The sequence below is a fragment of the Lysinibacillus sp. UBA6686 genome (genome assembly GCF_002455205.1).
Taxonomy (GTDB): Bacteria; Bacillota; Bacilli; order Bacillales_A; family Planococcaceae; genus Lysinibacillus; species Lysinibacillus pakistanensis.
This window is the reverse complement of sequence record NZ_DKJS01000034.1, coordinates 1-21446: the sequence shown is the minus strand read 5'-3', so window position 1 is coordinate 21446 and position 21446 is coordinate 1. Positions and strand designations below refer to the sequence as shown.

General features: G+C 37.6%; 19 protein-coding genes, 6 tRNA genes and 1 rRNA gene. 8 read left to right on the top strand and 18 right to left on the bottom strand.

From position 1 onward, the window contains the following. Positions 1-35: 35 nt before the first annotated feature. From B2R82_RS08480 to B2R82_RS08470, 3 genes are all read right to left on the bottom strand, one after another. Positions 36-1016, bottom strand: a complete 981-nt coding sequence (locus tag B2R82_RS08480; protein WP_286924441.1) for an ABC transporter substrate-binding protein — start codon at positions 1014-1016, stop codon at positions 36-38. Between the two features lie 289 nt (positions 1017-1305). Further along, positions 1306-1866 carry a hypothetical protein gene (locus tag B2R82_RS08475; RefSeq protein ID WP_286924440.1) on the bottom strand — a complete coding sequence of 187 codons (561 nt, stop codon included), beginning with the start codon at positions 1864-1866 and terminating at the stop codon, positions 1306-1308. Further along, the gene (locus B2R82_RS08470) at positions 1838-2686 is read right to left on the bottom strand and encodes a TnsA endonuclease N-terminal domain-containing protein (protein WP_286924439.1); all 849 of its coding nucleotides are present in this window, start codon (positions 2684-2686) and stop codon (positions 1838-1840) included. The genes B2R82_RS08475 and B2R82_RS08470 overlap by 29 nt, the downstream gene beginning before the upstream one ends. Positions 2687-3319: 633 nt before the next feature. On the opposite strand from B2R82_RS08470, the gene B2R82_RS08465 reads away from it, so the two are divergent. The 7 genes from B2R82_RS08465 to B2R82_RS08435 all read left to right on the top strand — a co-directional run bounded on the left by B2R82_RS08465 (position 3320) and on the right by B2R82_RS08435 (position 8437). After that, on the top strand, positions 3320-3556 hold the full coding sequence (locus B2R82_RS08465) for a hypothetical protein (RefSeq protein ID WP_286924438.1): 237 nt from the start codon (positions 3320-3322) through the stop codon (positions 3554-3556). Positions 3557-3643: 87 nt separating this feature from the next. Then, the gene (locus B2R82_RS08460) at positions 3644-4321 is read left to right on the top strand and encodes a response regulator transcription factor (RefSeq protein ID WP_205446128.1); all 678 of its coding nucleotides are present in this window, start codon (positions 3644-3646) and stop codon (positions 4319-4321) included. Then, complete coding sequence (locus tag B2R82_RS08455; protein ID WP_286924437.1) at positions 4318-5322, top strand: sensor histidine kinase; 1005 nt, start codon at positions 4318-4320, stop codon at positions 5320-5322. The genes B2R82_RS08460 and B2R82_RS08455 overlap by 4 nt, the downstream gene beginning before the upstream one ends. Before the next feature lie 92 nt (positions 5323-5414). Beyond that, a complete protein-coding gene (locus tag B2R82_RS08450; RefSeq protein WP_286924436.1) occupies positions 5415-6128 on the top strand; it encodes an ABC transporter ATP-binding protein in 714 nt (237 codons plus the stop codon). Beyond that, positions 6125-6874 (top strand): ABC transporter permease, encoded by a 750-nt coding sequence (locus B2R82_RS08445; protein WP_286924435.1) that lies wholly within the window; start codon positions 6125-6127, stop codon positions 6872-6874. Before B2R82_RS08450 ends, B2R82_RS08445 begins: the two co-directional genes overlap by 4 nt. Next, complete coding sequence (locus B2R82_RS08440; protein WP_286924434.1) at positions 6871-7629, top strand: ABC transporter permease; 759 nt, start codon at positions 6871-6873, stop codon at positions 7627-7629. Before B2R82_RS08445 ends, B2R82_RS08440 begins: the two co-directional genes overlap by 4 nt. Positions 7630-7756: 127 nt before the next feature. Then, positions 7757-8437, top strand: coding sequence for a CPBP family intramembrane glutamic endopeptidase (locus tag B2R82_RS08435; protein WP_286924433.1), 681 nt, complete (start codon positions 7757-7759; stop codon positions 8435-8437). A gap of 675 nt (positions 8438-9112) precedes the next feature. Here the strand turns inward: B2R82_RS08435 and glmS are convergent. From glmS to B2R82_RS08365, 14 genes are all read right to left on the bottom strand, one after another. Next, positions 9113-10915 carry a glutamine--fructose-6-phosphate transaminase (isomerizing) gene (gene glmS / locus B2R82_RS08430; protein ID WP_286924432.1) on the bottom strand — a complete coding sequence of 601 codons (1803 nt, stop codon included), beginning with the start codon at positions 10913-10915 and terminating at the stop codon, positions 9113-9115. An 822-nt stretch (positions 10916-11737) separates the two neighbouring features. Continuing rightward, a complete protein-coding gene (locus B2R82_RS08425; RefSeq protein WP_286924473.1) occupies positions 11738-12259 on the bottom strand; it encodes a type 1 glutamine amidotransferase domain-containing protein in 522 nt (173 codons plus the stop codon). Between the two features lie 136 nt (positions 12260-12395). Further along, on the bottom strand, positions 12396-13748 hold the full coding sequence (gene glmM, locus B2R82_RS08420; RefSeq protein WP_286924431.1) for a phosphoglucosamine mutase: 1353 nt from the start codon (positions 13746-13748) through the stop codon (positions 12396-12398). A 324-nt stretch (positions 13749-14072) separates the two neighbouring features. Continuing rightward, the gene (locus B2R82_RS08415; protein WP_286924430.1) at positions 14073-15134 is read right to left on the bottom strand and encodes a CdaR family protein; all 1062 of its coding nucleotides are present in this window, start codon (positions 15132-15134) and stop codon (positions 14073-14075) included. Then, positions 15127-15963 carry a diadenylate cyclase CdaA gene (cdaA, locus tag B2R82_RS08410; protein ID WP_286924429.1) on the bottom strand — a complete coding sequence of 279 codons (837 nt, stop codon included), beginning with the start codon at positions 15961-15963 and terminating at the stop codon, positions 15127-15129. The genes B2R82_RS08415 and cdaA overlap by 8 nt, the downstream gene beginning before the upstream one ends. 149 nt (positions 15964-16112) lie before the next feature. Continuing rightward, positions 16113-16739, bottom strand: a complete 627-nt coding sequence (locus B2R82_RS08405; RefSeq protein ID WP_054771243.1) for an anti-sigma factor family protein — start codon at positions 16737-16739, stop codon at positions 16113-16115. Positions 16740-16752: 13 nt separating this feature from the next. Beyond that, positions 16753-17316, bottom strand: a complete 564-nt coding sequence (sigW, locus tag B2R82_RS08400) for an RNA polymerase sigma factor SigW (protein WP_054771242.1) — start codon at positions 17314-17316, stop codon at positions 16753-16755. Positions 17317-17458: 142 nt separating this feature from the next. Next, complete coding sequence (gene rocF, locus B2R82_RS08395) at positions 17459-18364, bottom strand: arginase (protein WP_286924428.1); 906 nt, start codon at positions 18362-18364, stop codon at positions 17459-17461. A gap of 185 nt (positions 18365-18549) precedes the next feature. After that, positions 18550-18622 (bottom strand) — tRNA-Lys (locus tag B2R82_RS08390). 15 nt (positions 18623-18637) lie between these two features. Continuing rightward, positions 18638-18712 (bottom strand) — tRNA-Gln (locus B2R82_RS08385). 14 nt (positions 18713-18726) lie between these two features. After that, positions 18727-18810 (bottom strand) — tRNA-Tyr (locus B2R82_RS08380). Between the two features lie 14 nt (positions 18811-18824). Beyond that, positions 18825-18900 (bottom strand) — tRNA-Val (locus B2R82_RS08375). Positions 18901-18972: 72 nt separating this feature from the next. Further along, positions 18973-19047, bottom strand: a tRNA-Glu gene (locus B2R82_RS08370). Between the two features lie 119 nt (positions 19048-19166). Next, a tRNA-Asn gene (locus B2R82_RS08365) sits at positions 19167-19243 on the bottom strand. A 265-nt stretch (positions 19244-19508) separates the two neighbouring features. Here B2R82_RS08365 and mbcS point away from each other — a divergent pair. Beyond that, positions 19509-21086, top strand: a complete 1578-nt coding sequence (gene mbcS, locus B2R82_RS08360; RefSeq protein WP_286924427.1) for an acyl-CoA synthetase MbcS — start codon at positions 19509-19511, stop codon at positions 21084-21086. Between the two features lie 247 nt (positions 21087-21333). Here the strand turns inward: mbcS and rrf are convergent. After that, positions 21334-21446, bottom strand: a 5S ribosomal RNA gene (gene rrf, locus B2R82_RS08355); the annotation flags it as partial.

Sequence of the window (21446 nt, the reverse complement as noted above, 5' to 3'; positions counted from 1 at the left end):
AATCATGCCAAGGAACGTAATCACCCTATTTCGTACTAAGGAGCCAGTAATCGAAGTAAATCATCCAGCTTTAACTCGTTAGCCGTAATGGCTCCCGTCTGCCAATACGATCTCTCTACTGGATATACATGGCCATTCTTAAATGCAGGAACGGTCTGCCATAACCGATCTGCCTTCATTTCCTCAAGAGCTCTCGCGTTGCTCTCTTCCTCCCACGTCCCATTGGATGGAAGCAAAATAATATGGTCCGCGTCAAGTTCTGGAATGACCTCCTTCGACAAGACGATATTGCCCTCCGTCATTGCCTCAGCGAACCCTGGAGCCTTCAGCCCAAGATCCTCATATAAGATTTGTCCGACAAACGTGTTATGAATGCCAAAAATATTAATCGATTTGTCTACGACGTTCATTCGCAGAACAACAAGCTTCTCATCGCCAATCGCCGCGTTCAGCTTTGTTTTCACATCCGCAATACGTGCATCGTAATCAGCAAGAACCTGCTTCGCCTTATTGCTTAGATCAAGCAAATCGGCGATTAAGGTCAATGTTTTGCGCGTATCCACAAGTACATCGTCCGGCAAGCGGAACGTCGGTGCAACCTTGGAATAGAGCTCGTATTGTTCGGCATCTACCTCTCCAGCGCCGATAATCAAGTCTGGCTCGGATACAAGCAAAGCTTCGATGTTCCCAGTCACGTCGAACAATGGCACATCCAGTTTCAAATAATCCTGTTTGCCCCACATAGGGTTATAGTATTGCACAATGGGCGTTACCCCAAGTGCAACCAAATAATCTTCACGATAAAGAGCTGAGACTCGCTTCGGATTTTTCGGAATTTCTACCTCTCCGAATCCATCTGTAACGACGCGTGTTTCGTTCTGAGGCGTGCCTTCGCTTGTCACTGCCGTTGCGTTTGCAGGCTGATTGGCCGTCCCCACAGCTTGATCGCCTGTCGAGGTGCAACCTGCCATCGTAATCATTCCTGCGGTTATAAGTGATATCCATCCTGTTTTCATAAGTATCAATCTTGCCATGATTAAATTCACTCCCATAATTTATGTATAGTAGCAAAACAATTCGATTATTTATAATGATAATCATTATCGTTTAGCCTGAGTAGATAGTACCCCAAATTAGATTACATAACAATACACATTCTCTACGAACGGCTTTATACAAACTCGTCACTTCCGTATAAACGATAAACAATATAAACATTCATGAACCAGACAGACATCATGACTTTTTTTGTGATGGTTTGACCCCAAAATAAAAACGGATGCGGTAACCTTTGATGTACTGGATTTAGGACTTCGAGATACCCCATGAAAAATATGTATACATGCTCAAACCAGCTCTGCTTCCGCTAATGGAATTAACTTTTTCATTTACTTTATAATTCAATACCACTTTATTTAATGCGTAGTCTGGAAATAGACAGTCCTTAATCATACCTCTTTGCCAATACTTTCTTAAATATTTATAAAGAGTTTTATGAGACTTCACACCATGTTTAACCATTTCCTCTATAATTAATTTTTTACGCTTATTTTTATCGTAAATTTCCGGTTCTAACTTTACTAATTCTTTAATTGCATCCCAAGTTCTGTCTCTATGTTCAATATCCTTTTTTGTAGGTTCTCTTTTTAGAAAGATACCTTTATCTATTTGTACTACTATTTCTGCAGTTTCTATTCTTTCTTCAATTTCTTTAATGAGCATTATAAAGGGGATTGCGATAGGGTCGTTAATATCGATAACATATACAATCATGTAACCGCTATCAATCCATATAATTCTATAGAAATTATTTGTATCAACATCTACAATAATTTCATTAACTGATAGAACCACCATAATTTTCATTAAGACCTCCTTTATCAATAACAATATCTATAAGATTTATCTTTATTGGTTGTATAGGAAATTCCATATTTACGGCTTCAATATATTGTCTTGCAAATAAATGTCTCACATAATAAATTGCAGAACCATCCTCAAGATTATAAAGAGAATCAAACTCATTGCAGCATGTAATTAACTGTTTTTCGGGATTTTGCTGTTGTATATTTCCTAGGTAGGTGAGTAAATATAAACTCATCTCTTCTTCCTTTTTTTCATTAAGATAATAATGTCCATGTATATATTTAAGATTTTTTACAAACTGTGTGTCCATAACTTTTTCATCTATAAGACACCATTCCACGTTATAATCTTCCCAATATTGCCTTTCTATTTCTAATTTCTCCATAACTCTAGGGTCTTCCAATTCACTGCTTGGTTTTATTGAACGCGCTATGTGCATTACCTTATTTTCATTTTTAATTGTGACTAGAAAATCTGTAGACATTACAATATTGGTTTGGGTTTCATTTTCAAATGGGTGATTAATTCCTTTCTCAGAAGCAATTTTCATTGTCTTTTTACGTTCTAGTGGAAATTGTTCTCTTATATCAATTACCTTTTTACTCCACTCCAAGTAAAAAAAATAAGAAAGTTCTAAATCAGATAAAAGATGATGAATTCTATTAGTTTTCCAATCACGAGGAAGATGTACTCGTCCATTACTGGGTATTTCATTTGTTTTAATCCACGGTAGATAATGATTCAGTTCCCCAGAACCTCTTCCTTCCGCATAAAATTTTGCTATTTTTTCTTCTGTCCAAGTATATTTATTTACTGACAAAATACCGCCACCAATCGACTTCTTTCCACTATTAATACCAAATATTCAGATATTTAACAAGTGTGGCTTCAGAAGTTCTTAAAAGGTTAATCTAAAGCCTAATGAAATCCCTAAGGGTTTTCATTAGGCTTTCGTATGTATAAACTTTTTATAAGGCTGTTTTCTAAAAGAATGTTGTTATTCAATATAGTGTAGTGCTTTAATTGAAGTTTCGCATACCGAAATAAACAATCTTTATTATAAAGACCAAACTAGATAAATAAAGAACCGACTATTTTGATCAAACTTTGTTTCAAAACAGTTGGTTTCTTTCTGTATAAAATTAGCGTTTGCAACTTATCTTTTATCAAACTTTATTCAAAAGCTACAACAAATCTTGATAAAACATCCATAATCAAACTCTATTCTAAGTAACAATTGAACAACTTAAAGTAAATATCCTAAACCTTAGTATTACTACATTCAAGCTTGTTTAGGTAGAGTCTACTTATAATGAACATACTTATATTTTGTATAGAACTATATAATTATTTTTCTTCACTTTTTTTACCATCTTACATACTTTCGGTAGAATAGTGGTGGGAATACACTTTATTCCCAAATAAAATATTAAGCAAAGGGGAATTATTATTTATGACTGATTTTAGGCTTAGAATGAAGAAAAGTGTAGAAATTTTAGATATGAAGTTACGAAAAATTATTGATGCTAAAATGGCTATTGGGAGAAAAAAATTTTGGAGCGATACAAAAAGATATAAGTTGAACATGGAAACATTAACTTGGATTATAAATACAGATTCATTACTTTTTAAAAATGATAAAGATTATGAAGAATGCAAGAATGCAAGATTAATTTTCAGAAAAAAATAGAAAGCAATTTCAAAGGCACACAAAAGCATCCAATTGTTACTGTAAATGATGCAAGATAAATTTGAAATTTAGAGAGGGAAATGTTACTTGAAAAGAAGCGTGTTATATATTGAAGATAATGAGAAAATAGGCAGTTGGGTAAAAGGAGAATTGGAACAGCGAGGATTTTCAGTTCAGTGGCTGCTTTCTGGCGAAGGGGCTGAAAAAGAAGTAAATCAGCATGAAATAGTTATCTTGGATATCATGTTACCCGGTTTAGACGGATTTACTGTGGGAAAACGATTAAAAAAGGCAGCTCCTGCTGTTCCGATATTGCTATTATCTGCCAGAACATCAATAGATGATAAGGTAGATGGTTTACAATTTGCTGATGACTATTTAACGAAACCATTCCATACGGATGAATTAGTTGCAAGATTAGAAGTATTAATCCGTCGAAGTGGTGGTATACATTCCGAACGAATTGCATTAGGAAATCATATTGAAGTAGATCCAGAAGTCCAAATGGTATATGACAAGTACACAGGAGAAGAAATTATATTGACAGGGAAACAACATCAAATTTTAATGTATTTCTTACGCCACCCTAATCAAGTGTTACCAAAAGAGCAAATTTATGAAGCGATTTGGAACGAAACTTACATAACTGGTGATAAAACAATACTGGTGCATATCCATCGATTGCGTCAAAAGTTGGAACGTCATCCAGATTCCCCAGAAATTATTGAAACATTGAAGGGAATAGGCTATCGGGTGAAACTATGAAACAGAATAGATCATTATTTAGTCGTTTTCTAAAAGTGCATTTTCTATTTATCTTTTTTCCTCTTCTTGTGCTGATTTTCTTCACTGCGTTCGTTCCTGATAGCAATGAAAAAGAAATGAATATGTTAAATCTGTTTTACTTTACCGTACTTTTGTTTGGTTTTATTATTGTCGCATTTGTTGTAAGTTCTTGGCTGTTCTTCTTGAGACTTCGTAAACGTCTCACCCGCTTACAGGAAGTCATGTCATTTTCAGCTAAACATAATTCATTTCCTAAACCAATATCTGTTCAAACGGATCGTATGGATGAAATAGACCAGTTAGGAAGTTCTTTTAATTGGATGATTCAGCAGCTTGAAGGCAGTCGCAAGCGAGAATATGAAGAGGAATTATTACGCCATCGACTCATTGCGAATTTATCTCACGACTTACGAACGCCACTTACCATTTTGAGAGGACTTATCACCAGATTAAATAAAGAATCCATGAGTTTTGAAGGGCAAGACTCATTAGCAGAGATGAACCATACGATTACAAGAGTCGGAGATCTAATGGATGATTTACTTGCCTATACATTGCTCTCATCAGGGAAACATCCTTTTCATCCCACTTCAACAGATATTGTACGATTAGTAAGAGCATCTGTCGCTGAGTGGTATCCTGCATTTGAAGAAAAAGAAATTCAGTTAGATGTTGATTTACCGACAGAGAAGACTTTTTATTGGGAAGCAGATCCTAAATGGATAACACGGGTTCTGGATAATTTATTTCAGAATATTCTTCGCCATGCAGCAGAGGGAAAATATACAAACATTGTGGTTGATATAGAAAAAGAACTGATCATTGTTGCAGACAGAGGTCCAGGTATGGATAACTCTTCCTATAAGGGTGGGGCAGGGATTGGTTTATCGGCTTCAAATTATATGTTGAAAAAAATGAAGCTGAAAGCTGACTTTACATCAAATGAAAATGGTACAAGAGTAGCTATTGGTAGAGCTTAACCTAAAGTTAACCCAGAAGTAAACAGCAAGATAACCGAGATTTAACTTTGCTTTTTTATAATTAGAACCATAACAGAAAGGGAGTGTTGTGGTTGCTTACGATTAATAACTTAGTCAAACATCGCGGAGCTCAAGAAATCTTATCAGGTATCAGTTTTAAAGCTAGACCAGGTAGAGTAACTGGTTTTTTAGGTCCGAATGGGGCAGGTAAAAGTTCTACACTTCGCATCCTGCTTGGATTAGATCGTGCCACCTCAGGGAGTGCACTAATTAATGGAAAGACATTCGCAGAATTACATAATCCTCTAGTAACAGTAGGTGCCGCACTTGATGGATTTGGAGCTCATCGCATGCGAACAGGACGAGCACATCTGCGTTGGATTGCTCGTGCCTCAGGATTATCTCGCTCACGTGTCGAGGAAGTTCTGGAAATAGTAGGTCTTACGAATGTAGCTGGTAAAAGAGTTGGGAGTTATTCCCTGGGTATGGGAAGAAGACTTGGAATGGCAGCTGCACTACTTGGTGATCCAAAAATATTGGTTTTAGATGAACCTGTAAACGGGCTCGACCCAGAAGGAATTCGTTGGATTCGGACATTTTTACGTGAACGCGCTGAGTCTGGCAACACGGTGTTACTATCCAGTCATCTAATGGGAGAGCTTGAAGAGACTGTTGATGATGTGGTGATTATTAATCATGGAAAAATCGTTGCAAATGGAACATTGAAAGAAGTAATAGGTAATCATTCCACGCTGGAGGGAGCTTTTTTTGCCCTGACATCTAAAAATGCAGGTGATGTTGTATGAGAGCATTTAACGCGGAACTATCTAAATTGTTCTCCCTGCCGGGTATTTGGCTTGCCTTTCTTATTGGAGCATTTGCCCCAGCGGTCATTGCTGCCTTGGACAGTACAGCACAAAAAGAGAAGATTATAGCTGGAGTTAGCACACGTCTATCGGAAGTTGGCTATATTGGTTTAGGTCTTGGTGTACAAGGTGTCATTATTCTTGGTGTGCTTGCTGTCAGCAGTGAGTATTTGACAGAGAGCAGTGAATCTGGTGGAGGGAATCAGATTACAACGAGTTTAACTGTTGTTTCATCCCGTTTCCACTTTTTGCTGGCAAAAGCAAGTGCAGTGACAGTGATCAGCATACTGCTTTCCATTGTTGCTATTCTAACAACTGTGTCAGCAACAAATCTTATTCTTGGTGAATACGCCCCTGCATTTGAAGCATCTAGACTGATTGGCGCGGTTTGTTACTGGATATTTACTGCTCTTTTAGCATTTGGGATTACGGTTCTAACTAAGAATGGCATTATCCCGCTTGCTGTGCTCATGATAAATTCATCAGTTGTGACAGTCTCTTACCTCCTTGCTAAGGTTACAAAATTAGCGTTTTACTTACCAGATAAGGCTGGCCTTGATATGTTTATATTTACGAGCGACAGTTTTCACACCCCATTCACAGGTGGTTTAATCATGTTTGCTTGGGTAGCTGTTCTTTTCATTGTCGCAGCCATTGTATTCCATAGGAGAGACGTTACATCATGAGTGTCTCTTCTAGTAGAAAGATAACACTAATCCTCGGTGCTGAACTGGAAAAATTAGTTACATTACCATTGGTATGGCTCACTCTTATGGGGACATTCATTCTAAATTTAGGTTTAGCAGCAGCTTTTACTTCTGCTGGTCTACAAGGGGCAGCAGGAACGCAAAGTATACTGAAAATAGGACTTGCTTCTATGGGATATCTTCAAGCAGGGTTCATTATTCTAGGTATCTTAGCTACTTGTTCAGAGTATACGGGTGGACAGATTCGAACTACTTTAACTACGATCCCTTGGCGAGGGTTTCAACTATCCACGAAGCATTTAGCTTTGGCAATTGTAACCATTCCTATGGCGTTTATTATTGCTGCATCAGGTGTACTATATGCTTTTATTATGATGAGAGACACAGCATTAGTGATTGAAATAGACGCTATAATAAAAATTTTAGTAGGTGCAACCGGCTATCTAACATTAACCACCCTTCTCAGTGCAGCTATAGGTGTTCTACTCAGACGAACCACTCCTGCTTTAGTGGTACTGCTTGGTCATTATTTCATTGTCAGTCCATTATTGAGAGATTTTTTACCCGGTATTAAAAATTATTTTCCGGATACGGCAGGATATTATATGTATATGCCGCCTTCCTCTGATGAAATAAATGTCCTTACACCAATGCAAGGGACAGGTGTTTTGATGTTATGGACACTGATCTTTATTACAGTATCTATTGTATCTTACCGTAAACGAGATGCCTAAGTTTAGGTTTCAGCAATTACCGGAAAAAGTGATTTATAAGATATACATAATAAACCTAATAACGTTCCCAAATGCAATCTTGGTAAATATTCAAAAATAGGAAATAACTACATTAATGGAGGTATAAATGGAATCGCAATTAAGTGTTGTACGTAAAGTGAAAAATAATGATGTAAAAACAATGATAGGGTTTCTACTCATATTTTATTTGGCATGGACAATTAAAGAATTATGGTTAATTGACTACATTTATTCGTTCGGTGAAATAATCTCCCCATTATTAGAGGCGTTGGTTAAGGGGTTCGTATGGATTGTTCCAACTTGGTTATACATAAAATATTATTTACATACTAACCCATTTGACCACTTAAGAGTGAACGTTAATGTTAAAAGAGGTTTATTTTGGGGAGTAGTTCTTTCACTGTTAGTTGGCTTATATTTTGCATTTGAAACATATATTATTAATCAGCAATCATTTCAATTTTCATTATCCCTTGATGATTACCTTAATGGTTTTCTTATGGCAGGGCTAGCTGAAGAAATTGTTTTCAGGGGATTAATTTTACAAGAAATCAATAAAAAAATGGCTTTTTGGAAAGCAAATATTGTGACTGCTTTACTATTTTTGGTCATTCACTACCCAATTTGGATTTACAATGCTGGATTCTATGATTTCTTTATAGCTGGGACCCATATATATGTTTTTGCATTAGGTTTACTTTTTGGTTTTGTCTATAAAAAGACAGGTTCATTATGGTCGGTTGTGTTGTTGCACGCGTTGCATAATTTTTTTGTTACTATTATTTAGTGAAAAAATATATTATTAATTAACTAACGTGGTACTTTAGTGCAACAAGGATTTATAATGTATACATCAATAAACTAAAAAGCGTTCCCAAACGCAAGTCTTGGCGCACATTTAAAAGCCATCAATGTTGTTAAAACAACGTTTCGCGGCTTTTCTTATAAACATTATTTATACAGTTTTTTATACATGAAGCGTAAACACTTGATACACCAATATTTACACGATTATGGCTTAACGTTTAAATCGTGTATATTTCCTAAGATTGTAATCAGCACTTTTCCGGCGCTAACGGGGCAGTTTAATACAACAAGCATTCTTGTTAAGATTTGAATGGAAAATCACAGGAATCAATATTCGTATAATCGACTTACGAAACATCAAAACAAAAAAGATTCAATCTACAAACATTTGTAGATTATCTCTGCCATTATGATTGAACAGTAACAATTTTAAAAAACAGCCATAATTTAAAAGTGCCTTCCTTTATACAATAGAGGAAGGCACTAGCTTTTTAAGCCTAAAATCAACTAATTTTATTTTATATACCAGCCCTACATAAATTAGCTACTAACTTAAATATACTAGGGTACAATTGAGTTGTACAGGGTACAGTTGAGTTGTGTAGGGTACAATTAAGTTGTGTACACACATCACAGAAAATGTAACTTCATTATATTACTCCACAGTCACCGATTTAGCCAAGTTACGTGGTTTATCGACATCACAACGGCGGTGTAATGCAGCATAGTAGCTAATTAATTGTAATGGCACCACAGAAACAAGTGGTGTTAGTAATTCGTGGACATGGGGAATTACTAAGCGATCACCATCTTCATCAACGCCAGCCATCGCGATAATGCATGGATATGCGCCACGGGCTGTTACTTCCTTCACATTACCACGAATATTTAGCGCTACATCTTCTTGTGTGACAAGGGCGAATACTGGTGTACCTTCTTCGATTAAGGCAATTGTTCCGTGTTTCAGTTCACCACCAGCAAAGCCTTCTGCCTGGATGTAAGAAATTTCTTTTAGCTTTAGAGCACCTTCAAGACTTACATAGAAATCAATATTACGACCTATGAAGAATGCGTTGCGTGCGATCTTTAAATAGTCTTCTGCGATATCTTCTAATACATCCTTAGAATCGATAATTGTTTGGATACCGTTTGCGGCAATTGCAAGCTCCTGTTTTAAATCGAATTCTAAGCCTTTGCCATTTACCTTAGCTGTTACATAGGCTGCTACAGCAAGAACGGCTACTTGTGCTACATAAGCTTTTGTGGAGGCTACCGCAATTTCTGGCCCTGCATGTAATAACAAGGTATGATCTGCTTCACGTGATAGTGTTGAGCCAGGTACGTTTGTAATCGTTAATGTTGGATAGCCGAGCTCTTTAATTTTTACAAGTACTTGACGGCTGTCTGCTGTTTCACCCGATTGTGTAATAAAAATAAACAATGGTCTCTCTGATAATAGAGGCATATTGTATCCGAATTCACTTGAAATATGCACTTCTACTGGGATACCCGCCATTTTCTCAAAATATTGCTTTCCGATTAGGCCAGCATGGTAGCTTGTGCCGGCTGCAATAATATACAGGCGATCTGCTGCTCTTAATGCTTCTAAAATATTTGCGTCGATTGTTAATGCGCCATTTTCACCTTCATACGCTTGAATAATTTTGCGAATAACTGTTGGCTGTTCATCCATTTCTTTTAGCATGTAGTGAGGGTAAGTTCCTTTTTCAATGTCGCTCATATCAAGCTCTGCTGTATATGGTGCACGTTCTATTACTGAACCATCTAATTTTGTAATTTCCACGCTAGCCTTGTGTACAATTACGACCTCTTTATCATGAAGCTCAATGTATTGATCTGTTACCTGTAGCATTGCCATTGCATCAGAAGCTACAACATTGAAGCCCTCACCTACTCCAACTAATAGAGGTGATTTATTTTTTGCTACAAAAATTGTATCTGCCGCTTCCCCATCTAATAGTGCAAGTGCATATGAACCATGTAATAGAGATAGAGTTTTACGGAAAGCGTCTGCTGTGCTCAGACCTTCTTTCACAAATAACTCTACTAATTGCACGATAACCTCTGTATCTGTATCAGATTTCATTGGAATGCCTTTTAAATAAGTTTTTTGTAATAAATGATAGTTTTCAATAACCCCATTATGCACAAGTGTAAAACGTCCTGATGCACTTTGATGAGGGTGAGCATTTAAACGATTTGGCACACCATGCGTTGCCCAACGTGTATGGCCAATCCCAATTTTCGCTGCAATTTCTTCGTCCACGGCCTCACGTAAGTCAGCAATACGTCCTTTTTCTTTAAAAACCGTTACGCCTTCTTCATTACGTACAGCAATACCTGCTGAGTCATAGCCACGGTATTCTAATTTCTCTAAACCTTTTAATAGGATTTCCTTTGCATCCGATTCACCAATATAACCTACAATTCCACACATAAAATTTATTTCCTCCGATATCGTCAATTTCATGCAATGACAAATTAGACCTCAGCTTATCGAATTTTTGTGAATGGAGAAGTAATGCTTTTTTTCTTAGAAAAAAAGCATACAACTACATGCACCTTACTACTACTTACTCAGCCGACTGAAAAGTAGTCAATCGATACGTGAAGTTTCTCTATTTATCTTTGCTTTCACTAATACCTTTTCCATTTTCTGTACATTCAATCACTCGAATGCTTTCAAAATGAAAAATGACAATCGGGTATGTCGATCGGGAGGCATCCGCCGAATTTTCGATAAACCTCCACCTCGTCTGCTGAAGATTTCTCCGTCCAATTTCCTCAGCTCAGGCGCTATAATTGTTTTCCGATTTTACGCTCTCTTTCCTCCTTCTGCGTTCGTTAAAGGATAAGGTCGGACCTTATCTTCAACTTCTCCATCATACTCAATCATATGCTATCCGTCAAATTATCGTTATAAAAATATCTCCCTTCACCCCTTTATATTGACAATAATGAGACAACTATTAAAAATTTACTGGTTACTCAGAGCAAGCTGTTGATTTAAATGAAAGCTTCCTGCAATAGTACGCAACTCATGACATTTGGGAGTATGGGCAATTATGGTGGATTTCCTTTTTAGGCTTATGCATTGGCTGTTTAGTAGGGCACGGTGATGGATACAAGATATATCTTGGGTGAGGATGGGTTGATATTTTAATTGCGGGTATCGGTATTATTAAAGTTGCGGAAATTAAAAATGAATATCAAAATAAGGAAACATTCATTTTTTCTTATTTTGATAGTTTACCTCTTTTTATCGCTCTTTATTTTCAAGTAATTTCACAATTTCTCTATTAAATGCTGGCAAGTCATCTGGTGTACGGCTTGTGACTAATTGTTTCTGGCAAACAAATACCTCCTCATCATGAAATTTAGCACCTGCATTTTCTAAATCTACACGAATCGATTTATAGCCAGTTGCATCACGGCCGTTTAAAGTCTTAGCCGTAATGAGTAATTGAGGTCCATGACAAATGGCAAACGTCGGCTTCATATCATCCATAAATTCCTTTACAAAGGCAACCACACGATCATCTGCACGTAATATATCTGGAGAAAATCCACCTGGAATAAACAGTGCATCAAACTCAGCAGCCTTCACCTCGTCAATTGCTTTATCTATTTGTACTTTCTTCCCATGCTTGCCCTGTACGTCTTTCCCAGATTTCGTATCAATTGTTACTAGTTCATGACCTGCTGCTTCCAACGCCTCTTTTGGACTTGTATATTCTATATCCTCGAACATATCAGTAATGACAGTAGCAATTTTAGCCATATTCATCAAACACTCCTTGTTTTTGTGATTCTGTACTACTATTCCCAATCCCATTACTTTCAAACATTCTATTTAGGTACGTATGTCCATAGAAAAAACTCGATTTCCTGTAATGGAAATCGAGTTTGACTGATTTTTATTCTGCTAGACCCATTTCAGCGCGAACGACATCAGCAATGCGATCTACATAACGTGAACAGTCTGCCTCTGTTGCAGCTTCCACCATTACGCGTACAAGTGGCTCTGTACCAGAAGGACGGACTAACACACGACCGTTGCCTGCCATTTCCGCTTCAACCTCAGCAATAACAGCTGCAACCTTAGCATTCTCAGTTACTGCATGCTTGTCAGTTACACGAACGTTTACTAAACGCTGAGGGAAAATTTTCATTTCGGATGCTAGCTCAGAAAGTTTTTTTCCAGTCGCTTTCATAATATTCACTAGCTGAATACCTGTTAGTAAGCCGTCACCCGTTGTATTATAGTCAAGGAAAACGATATGCCCTGATTGCTCGCCACCTAAGTTATATTCATGGGCACGCATTTCTTCCACAACATATCGATCACCAACTGCTGTTTGAACACTTTTCATACTATTGCTTTCTACAGCTTTGTAGAAGCCCATATTGCTCATTACCGTTGATACGATTGTTTGTTTTTTCAAGCGTCCCACTGCATTTAAATGCTTACCGATGATGAACATAATTTGATCACCATCTACAATTTTGCCATTTTCATCAACTGCGATCAGACGATCACCATCGCCATCGAATGCTAGGCCAACATCTGCATCTTTCTCAGTGACAAATTTAGCTAGTCCTTCTGGATGTGTAGATCCTACACCATCATTAATATTTAGACCTGTTGGTGAAGCACCCATTGTTGAAATGTCTGCTTCCAGATCAGCAAATAAATGTGTAGCAAGAGAAGATGTAGCACCGTGTGCGCAGTCTAGTGCTACATGGATGCCATCAAACTCTTCATCTACAGTTTGTTTTAAGTATTGAATATATTTTTGTCCACCCTCGAAGTAGTCACTTACGGAACCTAAATCTGCCCCTATTGGACGTGGCAATGTATCTTCTTGTGCATCAAGTAATGCTTCAATTTCATCCTCTTGCGCATCTGTTAGTTTAAAACCATCTGGACCGAAAAATTTAATGCCATTATCTGCAACTGGGTTATGTGAAGCTGAAATCATGACGCCTGCATTTGCACTCAGAATCCTCGTAAGGTAAGCCACACCTGGAGTTGAAATAACCCCTAAACGCATCACTTCTACACCGATTGATAAAAGACCAGCCACAAGTGCACCTTCTAGCATTTCACCAGAGATACGTGTATCACGACCAATTAAAACCTTGGGACGGTCAGTTGCATCCTTTGTTAAAATATAGCCCCCTACTCGGCCAAGTTTAAATGCGAATTCCGGTGTTAACTCACTGTTCGCGACACCACGGACGCCATCTGTTCCAAAATATTTACCCATTTTGATTATTCTCTCCTTCAATGCATGTCGGTGATCAGTTCATCCATGTGACAAAAAGATCACCCATCTGCTTACTTTTGGAAAAGTCAATTTTCGTTTATTCACTGGTAACTATTAATTAAATTTCTATGCTTATTATCTGAATTTGAACAAGTCTCTCAATTTTATAAGCAACTTCTAAAAATGCAAAGAATAAACATAGAGTATTTCGATTTAGCTTGAGTATCTATTATCGTTCATGCTTTTTCTTATCCGAGAAAGAATACTCTACCGATAGAGAATGAATCTCTACTGAATCAAAATAAAATTATAGTCAGTTATTGTTTAAGAATCAATATCTTCTGTTTTCTCAGTAGGAGTATTTTCATCAGAAGGTGTGGTATTAGGTTCCTCAGAAGGTGGTGAAGGTGGAGGAGTAGAAGTTGTTGGTGTTGTTTTCTCCTGCTCTACCTTTGTAATATCTGCCTTTATTTTAATTTTTGTGTCAGATATTTTTGTCACGCCTTCTGGTAATTTTACATCATATTCATACGTTTTAGATTCTGTAATTTTTGACAAATCCACTTCTACAGGAATTCCATTTAAACTGTCTATAATTGATTTTCTTCCATACACTCTCACCATTTTTTGATTAAGTGTTAATTCATTAATGGTCACATCATCTGGCGCTTTTCCAATTTCCTTCATAACAACAGGGAGTTCCTTACTATATTCTGCTATATCAACTTTTACTTTCACAGTCTCTGGTTCTATTGTCACGTCTAATTTATTTAAATCACGGTCTAACACTTTAACAGCTGCTACCTGAGAGAATGGTTCCGTTAAACCTTGCTCGCCTGTTACAGTAGCTTTGACATAACTAATGCTTTCAATTGCACTTTTCGCACCTGTTACATACACTGTTGCTGGCTTAGCAGTCATTCCTTTTAAGATAAATCCTTCTTCGATTAAACGATTGTTCATCTCAGGGTCAACACGAAATTCCTGTGTGACTTTCTCTTCAATATTTACATTCACCATCGCTGGGTCTAAAGTAACTTGTAATTTATTGGAAATATTTTCGTACTGCAGCCTAACATTATGCTTTCCTATTAGCAAGTTACTTAAATCCACAAATACCGAGAAATCTTTTGCTGCCTTTGCCTGTAAAACAAGTTGCATTGGACCTTTTATTGTCACATCAACAGTTTTCGGCAGACCTGTAACAATAAGATTCTCATTGTCATAATAAACATCGACAGGCACATCACGAATTACATCTGTTTGCTCATTAGAGGTTGTTTTATTTGAAGAAGTTAGCTCCGTACGAACGGAGAAAAAGAGCAAACAGGCAAGAAATAGTGCGATGATTCGTAACACCCATGGGCTATCCATCATTTTATCCATTCTTTTTCCCCCTCCAAGTCAACTTAGAGGCTGCATTTGATTCTTGTGCTGTTCCAAACCACATGTTACGTAACAGTGTTTCAAATTCCTCTAGAGAAAGATTTCGGTGTAGATTGCCATTTAGTGTAATACTAATAGCACCAGTTTCTTCTGATACAACAATCGTTATCGCATCTGTCACTTCACTTAGACCAAGTGCGGCACGGTGGCGTGTCCCAAGCTCCTTTGAAATAAACGGACTTTCAGAGAGAGGTAAGTAACAAGCAGCTGCAGTTACTTTATCCTTCTGTATAATAACAGCCCCATCATGAAGTGGTGTATTAGGTATGAAAATGTTAATAAGTAATTCAGAAGAGATTGTAGCATTAAGACCTATGCCTGTCTCAATATATTCATTTAAACCTGTTTCCTTTTCAATAGAAATTAACGCCCCTATACGTCGTTTTGCCATATAACTAACAGATTTTTTCATAGCCTCAATTAGCCTTGTTTGTTCTTCCTCGACCTGACTGGTAGATCGTTGGAATAGCTTACCTCGACCAATTTGTTCAAGACCCCGTCTGATTTCTGGTTGGAAAATGATAATTATCGCTAAGAAACCAAACTCGATGACTTGATTGAGCATCCAGCCTAACGTTTCTAACCCTAAAAAGTCCGTAATGATGCGCGCAATAATAATTACGAAAATCCCTTTTAATAATTGGACAGCCTTCGTACCTTTAATGAGGGTTAAAATTTTATAAACAACGTACCAAACAAGCAGTACATCTAAGAAGTTAATAACAATATTCACAGGTGTTAAATCAGCGAAATGTTCGATAATTTGCACGTGGCATCCCCCACTTTTCATTGCGAATCCATACACATTTAAGTATAGCACATTCTTATCAAATGTAACTTTTTTCAAATGAAAAGTCTACTCATAAGAGTAGACCTTTCAGCCTCTCACGTGCACTATCTTTTAGGACGTATAGAGTGTTATTTAGTTTCTTCTTTATCCTCGAATGTCAAAGCGGTTTTTACTGAATTTTTGATTGTATACCATAACCATTCGAATGCTTCGTCAATTTCCTCTATTTTACCTGATACAACTGCCGAAGAAGCCATATACTGCCCGTTAATAACAGTGACATTGCCATCAACTTCACCCTCAACAATTAAATCACCATTTTTAACAACAATATCGCCTTTCACCACTTCTCCCTCAGGTACAATAACTGTCTGACCATCAACAACTAAGTTTGGCTGCTTGGTCACAGAGAAATGTTGATCATCCATGAAGTTCCCTATTAAAGTTGCACTCATGAATAAGCAAAATACTGCTGCTGCCACAAATAATGGATGCCGGCGAATCCATTTTTGCATGCCTACACGACTTTTGGGTTTCGGTAAACGAGCCATCACGGATTCTTCAAAATGCGGAGGTGCTGTAATATGGGAAGCACTCTTCACAAAGGCGATTGTTTCACTCAATTCCTGCATCAATTGCTTACAATCACTACATGAATGCAAGTGTTGTTTTAACTCTTGCTCATGCTCACGACTAATGTCACCGTCTAAATAATCATGCATATAGTCTATAATATGCTCTGGACAAGTATTCATGACGCTCCCCCTCCTACAGATTGTTTAATTGCTTACGTAATGCTTCACGTCCGCGGTGAATTCTCGTTTTCACCGTTCCAAGAGGCATATCTAAAATCTCGCTAATTTCTTGCAACGATAACTCTTCAATATATTTCAATACTATAACTGAACGATATTTATCTGGCAAACGTCCAATTTCATATTGAATGCGATCCTGTAGCTCCATTTGCTCTATTTGTTCCTCTGGTAGCTGGTCATCTGCTGCGATTTGCGAATACATATCAAGCCCTTCTGTACCAGCTACTTCTGCATCTAAATAATAATCCGGCTTTTTTTTCCGAATACGATCTATGCAGAGGTTAGTCGCTATGCGATAAAGCCACGTCGAAAATTTTCGTTTCTGATCAAAAGTATGCAAATTCATGTAGGCACGAACAAATGCTTCTTGAGCAATATCCTCAGATTCTTGTTTATTTCCTAACATCCTATAGCATACTTGGTACAGTTTGTGCTGATAGAGACTCACAATATCGGCAAATGCGTTTTGATCGCCTTTAAGCACTTGTTTTATTCTCTTATTTACTAACGCATCCATTGTGTTGACTTCTCCACCTTTACAACTGTCTTATACTATACGAGGTTCTGATAAGAAAAGTTTCAATTTATTTTTATTATTTTTAATTATAGCAAAAGATTTTTGTTCATTGTGGTGAAAGACAATTATTTGTTAATTTTCTTTAAACTAGTGTTTCTCCGAATAAAGAACCCATTAAGGCAACTGCAACATTGGCTGTTGTGTTTTTTTCATCTAAAATCGGATTTACTTCAACAAATTCAGCGGATGTTAACATACCTGATTCTTGTAGCATTTCCATAGCTAAATGACTTTCACGATACGTAATTCCCCCTGGAACAGGTGTCCCCACTCCTGGTGTATACAGTGGGTCCAGACCATCTAAATCAAGGGATAAATGCAAGCCATCTACATTCCGTTCTTTTAAATAGGCAAGAGCATCTTCCATAACACGCGTCATACCAAGGCGATCAATTTCGTGCATTGTGTACACCTTAATCCCTTGCTGACGAATAAGCTCGCGTTCTCCTGGGTCTACAGATCGAGCTCCGATAATGATAACATTCTCTGGTTTAATTTTTGGCGCAAAATCCCGAATACGAACTAAGCGCTCATGGCCAAGCCCAATGCTTACAGCTAAAGGCATACCATGTATATTGCCAGAAGGTGTTGTCTCAGGTGTATTTAAATCAGCATGTGCATCATACCAAATAACACCTAGGTTTTTATAATGTTCTCCAAGACCAGCAAGTGTACCAATAGCAATACTGTGATCTCCACCAAATACTAATGGAAACCTTTTTTGTTCTAATACTCCATGTACATTATTTGCTAAAGCTGTGCTAACATCAATAACTTCCTCTAAATTAAGTAGTTTCTCATCTACAACGGCATTTTTAAGTGTTTGACTAACTCGAATATCCCCTAGATCCTGTACCTTATGACCAATTGCTTCTAAGCGTTCCACAACTCCCGCATAACGGATCGCACTAGGGCCCATGTCTACACCTCTACGTGCTTGCCCATAATCAGTTGGAACCCCAATAATAGAAATATCAAGTTTATTCATCTTTTTATACCTCCTTCTAGTTGTAAGGTTATTGTAAAGCCTATATCTACCTTGGCTCAACTGTACATTTTTTTGCATATTTATGCATATATTTTGAACATAAAAAAAATCTCCTACTGTTTTCAGCAAGAGATTAGTATCTGTAGTTAATGTAACACTTTTTAAATAATTTATACTAAGAAAAGTGAGCCATGAAGGACTCGAACCTTCGACCCTCTGATTAAAAGTCAGATGCTCTACCAACTGAGCTAATGGCTCATAAAAAGAAAAAAATGGCTGGGGTACTAGGATTCGAACCTAGGCATGACGGAATCAAAATCCGTTGCCTTACCGCTTGGCTATACCCCAATCATTTATAAAACTGGTGGAGGGGGACGGATTCGAACCGCCGAACCCTAAGGAGCGGATTTACAGTCCGCCGCGTTTAGCCACTTCGCTACCCCTCCGAAATAACACTATATGGTGGAGGATGACGGGCTCGAACCGCCGACCCTCTGCTTGTAAGGCAGATGCTCTCCCAGCTGAGCTAATCCTCCATAGAAACAGGTGTTCATTTCTTAACAGCTTATTTTCTTTTTAAGCCTTTGCATTACTACAAAGCTTTAAAATGGTGACCCCTACGGGATTCGAACCCGTGTTACCGCCGTGAAAGGGCGGTGTCTTAACCACTTGACCAAGGGGCCATTTCATTAATGTTCCAAACAGGACAAGATTTATATTACCATTATTTCTAACTTAATGCAATACTTTTTTATATTTTCTTGAACTATGTATAAAAGTATCCTAAAAATGGGCAAAAAAATGGCTCCGAAGGCAGGACTCGAACCTGCGACAACCTGATTAACAGTCAGGTGCTACTACCAACTGAGCTACTTCGGAACAATGCTATTCAACTAAGTTTTCTAAAAACTCTTAAGTACATTTATTATTATAGCAAGCATTGTAAATTATGCAACACTTTTTATAAAAAATTTTATATTTTTTGTCGAATGGTATTGTAGAAACCATTAAAAATCAAAATAGTTCTCTATTAAATCTAATATTTCTATTTTGCGTATTTAATATTCTTGCTGTATATTATTGTAATTGATAAAATAAAAATAGTTTTACGAATTTTCTATTATTTCCGGGGAGGAATGTTCAAATGGTTACAAACAATTTAATCGCACCAGAATTTTATAACATTACTGAGGAATTAGAGAAATTTTCTCAAGATAGTGAACGTCAAGCAATAAGATGGTTAAATACTCAACAGGAGCGCCGAACTATTTCCTATGTTGAACTTGTTCAAAAAATGAACCAATACGCACATGCCTTTACGAAGAGGGGGCTTCAAAAAGGCGATCGCGTATTAGTCATTACTCCACGACTACCTGAGGCATACTTTGTCTTTCTTGGCTGTCTAAAAGCTGGGATTGTTCCTATATCTTGCTCTGAGATGTTGCGTGCAAGTGATTTAGAATATCGTATGGAGCACTCCTCTGCAAGTGCAGTGATTGCCTTTGAGGCATTCACTGGTGAAGTAGATCGTATTACTTCTTCTGTTGAGGCTTTAAAAAACAAATTGGTTATCGGAACTGCTACAGGGAATTGGACGTCGTTAGATGAATTAGCTAGCACGCAGCCAGATACATTTACTGCAGTTCCTACAAAACGTGATGATATGGCATTTCTTTCTTATACTTCTGGTACAACTGGTAAACCTAAGGGTGTTGTTCATTCGCACGGCTGGGGATATGCACATATTCGCACAGCAGCTTCACAATGGCTCTGTGTACGTGAAGGTGACTTAGTATGGGCTACCGCAGCTCCAGGATGGCAAAAATGGATTTGGAGTCCGTTTTTATCTACTATAATGCTAGGTGCAACTGCATTTGTTTATCATGGAGGATTCGATGCAAAAACATATCTTCAGCTACTTCAAGATGAAAAGATAAATGTATTATGCTGTACACCAACTGAATATCGTATTATGGCGAAAATTGATAATTTAAAAGATTACAGTCTATCATCATTACGAAGCGCAGTCTCTGCTGGTGAACCATTAAATCGACCGGTTATCGAAGCATTTATGAATAATTTTGGTCTTAAAGTCCGAGACGGCTATGGTCAAACAGAAAATACACTGCTAATCGGCACACTAGAGAATACTGAGTTACGTCCTGGTTCAATGGGTGTTCCAACTCCTGGTAATATTGTACGTATTGTAGACAATGAAGGTAATGAAGCATCTGTTGGAGAAGTTGGAGATATCGCTGTACATAAGTCATCTCCTGCTTTGTTTAAAGAATACTATCGTGAGCCTGAACGTACACAAGCTGCCTTCCGTGGCGATTGGTATATTACTGGTGACCAGGCCAAATGTGACGAGGATGGCTATTTTTGGTTTGAAGGTCGGGGAGATGACATCATTATCTCATCAGGCTATACAATTGGACCATTTGAAGTAGAAGATGCTTTGAATAAACACGAGGCTGTACAAGAATGTGCTGTTGTAGCAGCACCAGATGAAATCCGAGGACATATTGTGAAAGCCTTTGTTATTTTACGAGAAGCCTTTAGAGATCGCGATGAAGAGGAATTAACAAAAGAGCTACAGGAGCACGTTAAGGCATTAACAGCACCATATAAATACCCTCGTAGCATTGTCTTTATAGATGAATTACCTAAAACTACTTCTGGTAAGATTCGACGTGTAGAACTACGAACAGCAACTGTTTAAAAAGATCTAGTAACCCAATTATATTTTGCAGTTTCTTTGTATTCAAAAGAAGAAAAGTAAACAGTGGATTCCTCTATTTTAGGAATAGGAGCTTGGGTATCCATAGCAAAGGTATTTCAACTGAATCAAATCTAGCAAAAAAAGAGACATTTCAACCAGATGTAGATGTGCTGGTGAAATGTCTCATATTTTGTTGTTTTTGGGCATAAAAAAGCCACTACTGAGTTTGTCAGCAGCGACTTTTTGCGCCTAGCGACGTCCTACTCTCACAGGGGGAAGCCCCCAACTACCATCGGCGCTAAAGAGCTTAACTTCCGTGTTCGGTATGGGAACGGGTGTGACCTCTTTGCCATCATCACT